The organism is Streptomyces sp. H27-H1, from assembly GCF_026627445.1.
Taxonomy (GTDB): domain Bacteria; phylum Actinomycetota; class Actinomycetes; order Streptomycetales; family Streptomycetaceae; genus Streptomyces.
The window spans coordinates 1-9,447 of the sequence record NZ_JAPNLJ010000100.1 but is presented as its reverse complement, the minus strand read 5'-3'; the positions used below and the strand labels follow the sequence as shown (position 1 = coordinate 9,447).

The 9,447-nt window shown below is 68.7% G+C and carries 8 protein-coding genes and 2 pseudogenes; 6 read left to right on the top strand and 4 right to left on the bottom strand.

Annotated elements, in window-relative coordinates; genetic code table 11:
• Positions 1–495: 495 nt before the first annotated feature.
• The 3 genes from OTB20_RS41375 to OTB20_RS41365 all read right to left on the bottom strand — a co-directional run bounded on the left by OTB20_RS41375 (position 496) and on the right by OTB20_RS41365 (position 3,289).
• Positions 496–1,152 carry a fasciclin domain-containing protein gene (locus OTB20_RS41375; RefSeq protein WP_267825067.1) on the bottom strand — a complete coding sequence of 219 codons (657 nt, stop codon included), beginning with the start codon at positions 1,150–1,152 and terminating at the stop codon, positions 496–498.
• Positions 1,153–1,235: 83 nt separating this feature from the next.
• The gene (locus OTB20_RS41370) at positions 1,236–2,813 is read right to left on the bottom strand and encodes a molybdopterin-dependent oxidoreductase (protein ID WP_267825066.1); all 1,578 of its coding nucleotides are present in this window, start codon (positions 2,811–2,813) and stop codon (positions 1,236–1,238) included.
• A 236-nt stretch (positions 2,814–3,049) separates the two neighbouring features.
• Positions 3,050–3,289: a chaplin gene (locus OTB20_RS41365; protein WP_267825065.1), complete on the bottom strand. Its 240-nt coding sequence runs from the start codon at positions 3,287–3,289 to the stop codon at positions 3,050–3,052.
• A gap of 364 nt (positions 3,290–3,653) precedes the next feature.
• On the opposite strand from OTB20_RS41365, the gene sigK reads away from it, so the two are divergent.
• The 6 genes and pseudogenes from sigK to OTB20_RS41335 all read left to right on the top strand — a co-directional run bounded on the left by sigK (position 3,654) and on the right by OTB20_RS41335 (position 8,543).
• A complete protein-coding gene (gene sigK / locus OTB20_RS41360) occupies positions 3,654–4,238 on the top strand; it encodes an ECF RNA polymerase sigma factor SigK (RefSeq protein ID WP_267825064.1) in 585 nt (194 codons plus the stop codon).
• Positions 4,235–4,981 (top strand): anti-sigma factor, encoded by a 747-nt coding sequence (locus OTB20_RS41355; protein WP_267825063.1) that lies wholly within the window; start codon positions 4,235–4,237, stop codon positions 4,979–4,981. The genes sigK and OTB20_RS41355 overlap by 4 nt, the downstream gene beginning before the upstream one ends.
• A 722-nt stretch (positions 4,982–5,703) precedes the next feature.
• On the top strand, positions 5,704–6,021 hold the full coding sequence (locus OTB20_RS41350) for a DUF6153 family protein (RefSeq protein WP_267825069.1): 318 nt from the start codon (positions 5,704–5,706) through the stop codon (positions 6,019–6,021).
• Between the two features lie 128 nt (positions 6,022–6,149).
• Complete coding sequence (locus OTB20_RS41345; RefSeq protein ID WP_267825062.1) at positions 6,150–6,782, top strand: DUF305 domain-containing protein; 633 nt, start codon at positions 6,150–6,152, stop codon at positions 6,780–6,782.
• 184 nt (positions 6,783–6,966) lie between these two features.
• Positions 6,967–7,510: pseudogene (locus OTB20_RS41340) on the top strand (DUF4396 domain-containing protein).
• A 523-nt stretch (positions 7,511–8,033) separates the two neighbouring features.
• Positions 8,034–8,543, top strand: a complete 510-nt coding sequence (locus OTB20_RS41335) for an SRPBCC family protein (protein ID WP_267825068.1) — start codon at positions 8,034–8,036, stop codon at positions 8,541–8,543.
• Positions 8,544–9,345: 802 nt separating this feature from the next.
• Here OTB20_RS41335 and OTB20_RS41330 read toward each other — a convergent pair.
• Positions 9,346–9,447 (bottom strand): annotated as a pseudogene (locus OTB20_RS41330) (IS5/IS1182 family transposase); the annotation flags it as partial.

The following is a 9,447-nucleotide window of genomic DNA, read 5'->3' as shown; positions in this document are numbered from 1 at the left end:
GCGCCAGCCTGGTGTCACCCATCCATCCAGGAGAGCGACCCAGGACCAGCCACGTCAGGCGAACCCCAAAACCTGAAACAGAACACGACTCACGAGGCGAGCCAAGACCTCAAAACCAGATCACTAGGCCGTCACGGGCGGCTGGCGCGGCTGCTTGGGGGCGGCCCCAGTGCTCCGCGGGCCCAGCACAAGGTGGTTCCTGACGGCTTGGAATGGTCGTGCAACTCGCATACGTCTGTTGGGGCGCCCGTGACGTTAGGGCGGTGCGCGACGGCAGCCGAACCTCTCCCTGTCCTGTTCCTGAGTCAGGGAAAGACTGACCCGAGACAGCGCGAACATCTACTGGCACTGGCCCGGGTCTGTCCAGCGGCGGGCCGGGGCGTCGGCCCGCGCTCCGGCCCGCCGTCGCTGCGGACGGACAAGACCGTGGGCCGGACCCCCTGGGAGAAGGGGGTCCGGCCCACAAAGGCGTATCCGCAGCCGTCACATCGGGTGTTACTTCGGCATCAGGACGGTGTCGACGATGTAGACGTTGGCGTTGGCGGTCTTGACGTTGCCACAGACCACGTTGGAGGAGTCGTTGACCTTGTAAGACTCGCCCGAACCGCTGGTGGTGAGCTTGGTCTTCTCCAAGGTGTCGAAGGAGCCGCTCTCCAGCTGCTTCGGGGTCAGCTTCTCGCCGACGACGTGGTAGGTGAGGATCTTGGTGAGGGTGGCCTTGTCGGCGAGGACCTTGTCGAGGTCCGCCTTCGGGATCTTCGCGAAGGCGTCGTTGGTCGGCGCGAACACCGTGATGCCCTGAGCGTTGTTCAGGGTGTCGACCAGACCGGCCTGCTTGACAGCCGCCACCAGGGTGGACAGCGCCGGGTTGTTGGAAGCGGCAGTGGCGACCGGGTCCTTGGCCATGCCGTCAAAGGAGCCGGCGCCATCGGCGGGAACGCCGGCACAGGCCGCGCCGAACGGCTTGTCCCCGGCCATCGACGCGTCCGGCGTCGCCGGCTGGGAAGCGGCAGGAGCATCGCTGCTCTTGTCCGCGGCAGATCCGGAGGCAGAGTCGCTTCCGGAGTCGGAACAGGCGGCCAGCGAGAACGGCAGGACGGCCGCGGCGGCGACGGCGAGGGCGGTACGGCGGAAACGGAGCGTGCTGGACATGAGAAATCTCCTGTTGGTTTCTGCAACGGTTCGTGAGAGATGAAAGGTCTAAGGGGCCTGGCTGCGGGTGCTCCGGCCAGGGGCTATCCGGGTGTGACGAAAACGCTGTGCCAGCCGCTGGCACCGTCGGGGATGGTCCGAGTGCGTTCCTCGGTCTGCACCACCCCGGTGCCGTCGGTGGCGCGGACGGTGAGCGTGTGCCCGCCGGGGGTGGTCTTCCAGGGGTAGGACCACTGGCGCCATGTGTCGATGCTTGCCTGCGTCGCCAGGTCGGCGTCCTGCCAGGGACCGTCGTCGATGCGGACTTCGACACGCTGGATGCCGCGGTGCTGGGCCCAGGCGACACCAGCGACCGTGACGAGTTCCCCGGTCGGCCGGGCGAAGGGCTTGGGGGTGTCGATGCGGGCCTGGGTCTTGATCGGTGCCTTGCGGGCCCACTTGCGTTTGACCCAGTACGGGTCGTAGGAGTCGAAGGTGGTGAGCTCGATCTCCTCGATCCACTTGCACGCGGACACATATCCGTAAAGTCCGGGGACCAGCATCCGGACGGGGAAGCCGTGGTCGAAGGGCAGCGGTTCGCCGTTCATCCCGACCGCCAGGATCGCGTCGCGGCCGTCCATCACGTCCTCGACGGGTGAGCCCAGCGTCATGCCATCCACCGAGCGGGCGACCAGCTGATCAGCTTTGCCTCCCCGGGACGGCGGCTTGACGCCGCACTCCTGGAGCAGGTCTGCCAGGCGCACGCCGAGCCAGCGGGCGTGGCCGATGTAGGGGCCGCCGACCTCGTTGGAGACACATGTCAAGGTGATGTCCCGCTCGATGAGCGGCCGCTCCAGCAACTCCTGGAAGGTGTAGGTACGGGGGCGGGTGACGCCCTTGCCCCGGATGCGCAGCCGCCAGGTGTCCGCGTCGACCTTGGGGACGACCAGCGCGGTGTCGACCCGGTAGAAATCCCTGTTCGGGGTGGTGAAGGAGCTGATGCCCTCCGCTTTCAGCTGGACCCCCCTGGGAAGCGGCTGGGCCGGGGAGGCGGGTGCGGGCAGCTCGACCGCGGTCCGCGAGGCGACCGCGCCCTGGCCACGCCGGCCGGTCAGGGTCCGGCCCACGGCGCCCACCCCCGTCGCGGCGACGGCCGTGATAGACGCGGCCACCACGAAACTGCGCCGTGACCAGCCGTCCGAGCCCGTTTCGGGCACGGCGCCGGAGGACAGTTTCCCGGCCAGGAAGTACAGGATCAGTGCGCCTGCGGCAGCGCCGGCCATCGAAGGCAGGACGTCCGCGACTCCCCCGCTGTCAGGCCGGGTAAGGGCCGCCGCCGCGCCGATCACGCCGAAGAGGAGCACGCCCGCTGCTCCGGCACGTCGGTAGCGCAGAGAGACGATGCCGAGGACGATGCCGAGGAGTCCGAGGGTGGCGAGGATTCCGAGCTGCAGGACGAGCTTGTCGCTCTCCCCGAAGGTGCGGATCGCGAAGTCCTTCAACGCGGCCGGCGTCCGGTCGATCGCCGCCCCGCCCACCACGGTCACCGGTCCGGCCTGAGGCCGCACCAGCGACGCCACCAGCTCGGCCACCGCCAAGGCGGTATACCCGGCCAGCAGACCGGACACGGCGCCCAGTGCACCGCGGGCGAAGGACTTGCGGAAGTTGCTCACACTGCCCATTCGCTGTGCTCCGTCCGGCGGATTGGTCCTTCCTTCGGCGAGGACGTTTCCCCCTTCCCGAAGCGGGTGGGTACTGCGGGCGGCGGTGCCGACCGCCACCCGCAGCGGATCCCCCTTCAACCGCACTCACCCGTCAGGGGCGGAGCAGTACGACTGGCACTCCTGAGCGCGTCGAGCGGGGATCGTCCGGCCCGTGCCTCCCCGTTGTCGGCAGCGGGCCGGAGACTGTTGGCCGCTCAGGCGTTGACGCAGGTGTTACCGAAAGCGGGGTTCAGCAACCCGATGACACTGATCGAGTTGCCGCAGGCGTTGACCGGGATGTGGATCGGGATCTGGATCAGGTTGCCCGAGCCGACCCCCGGTGAGTAGGCGGCGACGCTCTGCGCTCCGGCGTCCGCGGAAGCCGTCGATCCGCCGCCAAGCACGGCGGCCGCTGCGGCGAGGGCCAGCGCAGCACTCTTGAGAAAACGGGACATTGACTGCCTCCAAAGATCATGGACGAAAACCGGCGGCCGGCCCGGGCCCTGGCAAAGGGCACTGTTGTCAGGCCTCAGCGATGACTTCGGTGTCGCGGGCGCGGCGGCTGGCCGGTGGCAGCCGGTTTCGCTCGATCGGGTGACTACCGGCGTAGGGCATTGCCGTGCGCGGAGCAATCCGCACACATGCCCGCTACGAAGAACGTGCAAGACCAGCGCAATGAACAGGCCGGCCCCCAGAAATGGACGGGCCGGTCCTTCTCTCGGCGAAAGAACGGTTGATGGCATCACAGTGCAAGAGCTGGGCGGATCTCCACGGCACCGGTCCGCGGCAGCGCACGCGGCGACGCGGAACGGGGTGCCGGTGACACAGCCGCTGCAGTTCGGGAACGCAGGTGCGGGCGGGCCGCGGCTGGAGGAGGTGATGGAGCGGGTCAGTCACGGGGACAAGGACGCCTTCGCCGTCCTCTACGACGCGGTCGTCAAAACCGTGTTCGGAATCGCCGTCAACGTCGTCCGGGACCGGGCCCAGTCGGAGGAAGTGGCCCAGGAGGTGATGATCGACCTGTGGCGTCAAGCCGCCCGATACCGCCGCGAGCACGGATCCGTCATGACCTGGGTGGCGACGATCGCCCACCGCAGGGCAGTGGACCGGGTCCGCTCCGCTCAGGCCGCCGCCAACCGCGAGCACGCCACCGCCGTACGCGACCAGGTACGGCCCTTCGACGAAGTCGCCGAACAGGTCGAGACCCGGCTGGAGAGCGAACAGGTACGCCGCTGCCTGCGCGGTCTGACCGAGCTCCAGCGCCAAGCCGTGACCCTGGCCTACTACCAGGGCCTGACCTACCGCGAGGTCGCAGAAACGCTGCGGTCCCCGCTTCCGACCATCAAAACCAGAATGCGCGACGGTCTCATCCGGCTGCGCGACTGCATGGGGGTGACCACATGAAACACGACGAACTTCTGCACACCCTCACCGGCGCGTACGCCCTGGACGCACTCACGGGCGAGGAACATCGCGCGTTCACCGCACACCTGCGGCACTGCGAGACCTGCGCCGAGGAAGTCGACGAGTTCGCGGCAACCGCCGCACGGCTGGCCGCAGCGGCCAGCGTGTCCGCACCCGCCGCAATGAGGCAGACAGTCTTGCGCCACATCGAAACCGTCCGCCAGCTGCCACCGCGCACCCAGCCCCCTGCCCCGGTCCGGCTCGCCACCGTGCTGACACGCAAGGCCGGCCCCTTCATCATCGCCGCGAGCATCGCCGCCGTGGCGGCTTTCGGCGGACTCGCCGCCTGGCAGCACCAGCAGACCGAACAAGCCCGTACCCAGGTCCACCAGGCCACCCAGCAGGCCCAGGACCTGGCCGCCGTCCTGGCAGCCCCCGACGCCCGGACCGTACAGGGACGCACCACCACCGGAGCCGTCACCACGGTGATCACCTCGGAGCTACGCGATCAGGCCGCCTTCGTCAGCAGCGGCCTGGCAACCCCTCCCGCAGGCAAGACGTACCAGCTGTGGTTCGACGACCACGGCACCATGCGCCCCGCAGGACTCCTCCCCCACAACGGCACCACCGTCATGCAAGGTGACCCCTCGAACGCCCGCGCCGTCGGTCTCACCCTCGAACCCGCAGGCGGCTCCCCCCAGCCCACCACCGCCCCCCTACTCCTCCTGCCCCTCCCCGCCTGACACCCACGGCAGCCAGCGCCCCCATCCGTCGCACAACCCGCCCGCGCGCCGACCTGATCCCTCCCGGCCTGCCGACGCCCGGAACCCCTCATGCGCACTATGCGATGGCACGGTTGGCGGCCGACTTCGCAGAGCTGTGCACACCGATTCCCCCACCAGCGTGCCTCGCGCCATCGCGATCAACGTGCCCATCGGGCCTCCGGCAGCGCCAGAACCCGCGTACGCCGCCGCGGCGTCCGGGACGGGCTGGGCGGCGACCTGGCGGGGCTCTGATCCAGAACAGAAAAGATGCGTCTGCTGCGCAACCTCGGACTGGTCACAGGCGCGCCACGGGCGCTCGATGGTGTAGGGCTTCTACGACAACCACGTCGCCGAGCTCCCCGGTCAGGCGCTCTACCACGTCGATCGAACACCTGCACATGTGCGTTCGCGACACGCCGGCAGTCACCACCGAAGAGGCGTCGGCTGGCATGTAGCCGCGCAGACCGCCGCGGTGGACGTCGCGGCCGCGCAGGACAACGAACTCCGGGGCCCCGTTGCCGGGTGGGCGTGTTATGCCACACCAGTGCGAGCGCCAACTTGTATGCAAAGCCGGCCTCGCGGCACCACGGCTCCGCGCAGGGCCCGGCCTGGCCTCGTACGATGACCTTGTGACCTTCATCGTGCAGCCGACGAGCCGCCGCCCCGCCGGGCCCGGCTTGCTGCTGCTCGTGCTGCTGGTGATGGCCGGGGTACTCGGGATGCACGCCCTGGCCCCCGGTTTCCCGCCCGCACACGCTGTTGGCCACGACGCGGCCAGAACCCACGCGGTCGCGGCCGGGGAGGGCTGCTCCGACACGGCCGGCGGCTCCGGTCACGCCGATCACGCGGACGCCACCTGCGCCGCGACCGGTATCTCGACCGCGTACATTCCGCCGGCGCTCGTGGCAACCCTGATCATGCCTGTCCCGGCTGGTGTGCCAGCTGGTGTCGTGGCGGAGGGCGGGGTGTCCGGCAGGGCGCCGCCGGACCTGGCTGAACTGCAACTTCTGCGGATCTAGAGAAACCCGCGCAGTCCCGTGCAACCGGTGTCCCGCCGGGACGGGTCGCGCTTCAGCATCTCTCTCACGTCCGTTTCCCACGCGTGCCCGCTGTCGCGGGGGGCCACGCGGCAAGGAGTTGTACCACCATGAGCGTCAACCGATCCGTTTTCCGCCGTAGTGCCGCCGTGTTCGCCGCCGGGGCGGCCGCCGTCGTGCTGGCCGCCTGCGGCGGCAGTGACGACAGCTCGGCCGGGCATGACGGCCATAGGAGTGCCTCGCCGTCGGTTTCGGCTTCCGCGCCCGCCGCGCAGGGTCAGCACAATGCGGCCGACGTAGTCTTCGCGACGGGCATGATCCCCCACCACCGCCAGGCCGTCGAGATGGCCTCGCTGGCCCCCTCGCGCGCCGAGTCGCCCGAGGTGAAGAAGCTCGCCGAGGACATCAAGAAGGCCCAGGACCCCGAGATCAAGTCCCTCTCGGGCTGGCTCGCCTCCTGGGGCGAGCCCGTGCCCGCCGAAGGTGCGATGGACCATTCTTCCCACGGCATGGCCGGGATGATGAGCCCCGAGGAGATGGACAAGCTCAAGGACTCCTCGGGCAAGGCGTTCGACACCGCCTTCATGGAAATGATGATCAAGCACCACGAAGGCGCGGTGGACATGGCCAAGACGGAACAGGCCCGCGGCTCCTTCCCCGAGGCCAAGACCATGGCGCAGGGGATCATCACCTCCCAGACCGCCGAAATCGCCCAGATGAACATGCTCCGCGGCAAGAGCTGACCACTCGAATCCCGGCCGGGGGCAGCACGCACAGGCGCCGCCCCCGACAACCGGCACACCCCCGTCGCGGGCCTCCTCCACGGGTCCGGGCCCGGACTCAACTCTAGAGGCTATACCCGCGGGGGGTATACGGTTGGGATGTAGGTGCCGCAGCGAACGCGGGCCCGGCGGGGACCGAATGGGGATGATGGTCATGGACCCCACCTCACCCCACCACACCGACGCGCACACTCATGCAGCGCGCGGCACCCATGAGGATCACGGCAGGCATGGCGACGCCGACGCGCACGGAGGGGCCTCGTGGGGAACGGCAGCGAGGTGACCCCGCACTGCCTAACCCGGTGCGCCATCGGCGAGATCCTGGCATGGCGATCGGTACGGCCCTGATGTGGGGCAACGTCCAGACGATGATCCTGGCGATCGCGCTGGCGTTCGCCTTCGGCTACTCCTTCACCCTGTTCGCGGTCCGCGGGGCCGGGCTGGACTTCAAGATCGCCGTCAAGGTCGCGCTGGCCGCCGACACCGTCGCGATCGCCGTGATGGAGCTCGTCGACAACGCCATCATCGCCCTGATCCCAGGCGCGATGGACGACACGCACCTGGACGAGGGCCTGTTCTGGGGCGCGCTGCTGGGCGGCTTCGTGATCGCATTCCTGATCACGACCCCGGTCAACAAATGGATGATCGGGCGCGGCAAGGGCCACGCCGTCGTCCACGCCTATCACTGACGGTCAATCCGGCCGCTGACCCCGCCGGCCGACTTCGACCTGGGTGACCGCAGCCCGATTCAACAAGGCCGCCAGCCGCCCGGGTGCGGAGCCTGTGCACTGACGACGGGACCGTGGCAGGCTCCCATCGCCGGAGGTGACACGGCGGCCGGCTCCCGCGGGCAGGCCGTCTCGGTGCTTCTCATCCACGACGCGGACGCCTCGGCCCAGGACCCGCGGATGGGCGGCCAGCAGGGTCTCGCCACTGTGACCGGGAAATGTGGCAGGCAGCATGATGTGGGACTTCGCGGCCCTGAACTCGACCAACTGGCGGGGGCGGATCCTGCGGTCCGGCACGACCTGGATCCACGTCGGCGGCACGGAACACGGCCCTTGCCGGGTGAGGGTGAGGCAGGGCTGCTGATCTTGGTAGTGGGTCGGTTACTGCTTCCTGGTGCGCACTATGCCGGGCCCGGGCTCTAGACCAGTGGCGTGCCATGCTTACTCGCCGGTAGTTCGATGTGATCAAGTGGAAGGCATCAGCGTGCCCCGAATATTCACCGTCGCTAGAAGTATCGTCATCGGTGTTTCGCCCGACGTCGTCTATCAGGCCGTAAGCCGTCCCGAGGACATGGGGCGGTGGAGTCCGGAGAATCTGGGGACGGCGGAGCAGACCTCGCGAGGGCCAGCCGCGGTGGGATCCAGTTTCATCGGGCGCAACAGGCGTGGGGCGTTTCGGTGGGTGACGCAGTGCACGGTGACCGCGTCCGACCCAGGCCGTCGGTTCGCCTTTCGTGTGCACGCGATCGGCGTCACGCGTCCCCTCCTGCGTGGACCGATTGCCAGGTGGGAGTACAGGTTCGAGCCTGAGGGGGACGGTACTCGAGTGACGGAGACCTGGCGGGATGACCGGCGGGCGTGGCCGGACGTCCTCGCCAATTTTTTCGACCGGGTGGTCACACCGGGCAGAAGCTTTGCGGAGTTCCAGGTAGCGAACATCGACTCGACCCTGAGCCGGCTCAAACGGGAGCTTGAGGCAGCCCCTACCTCCTAGATGGTTGACTCCAAGGGGTAATCGCGCGGACGCGAGAGTGCCCAGTCTCGATGTGTGACGACCGAGATAGACACCCTCGGAACTGCACTGTACGTGCGGGTGAATGACCTTATGAATGGCCGCATCCAGTACACCAGCGCGGACGAGTGATACACCCTCACCGGCAGCCCGGCCCCACTCCCCCCGAGCGGGCTCGCCGTCTTCCACCAGCAGGTAGTCGACGCTGTCCAGGCAGTCAGTGCAGCCGAAGTTCCCGACCTGTAAAGCAGGATCAGTGCCCTCATGAGCGCGGCGCTCGGGTTCAACGGCCTCGGCCCCGGTATTCCGTGGGAATACCGGGGCCAGAAGGCGGACCGGTCGTACTGCCCCAGAGCGCTCTGGGTACCAGCCCTGACCCGCACACCCATGTCGGCGCGGACTAGCCACGACTCTAAAGCCCGCCCGGCCCCGGCCACACCGGAAACAAGTGACGGCCCGGGCCGTAGCCCCCAGCCACGCCGGCAACCCCACCAGGAATGCCGTTGCGTCCACAAGCCTTCGTCGCCCACGGCAGGACCAGACGGCGTCGACGACTCGCCGCCGAGCCAGGCCGGCTCCGCGCCCGGCACGGCTTCGCGCACGAGGGTGAGCGGAGGGTTCTCGTTCGGCCCACGGCGCGGCCAGGTTCACTCGGGCCAGAGGTCGGATCGATCCGGCACCGTGGACAGCGGAGTCCGCCCGGACGCCTTCGCACGTCGACCGGGCGGACCGTCACCCGAAGTCCGAACCGCCCGTCAGCTAGGGCCTGTTGCGAAAGTGCTGGTCAGAGCCATTCGTTGATGGCTGCGATCAGCACGGTGGCTTCGTAGCGGACGGCGAGTTTGTCGTACCTCGTGGCTACTGCGCGGTGTCGTTTGAGGCGGTT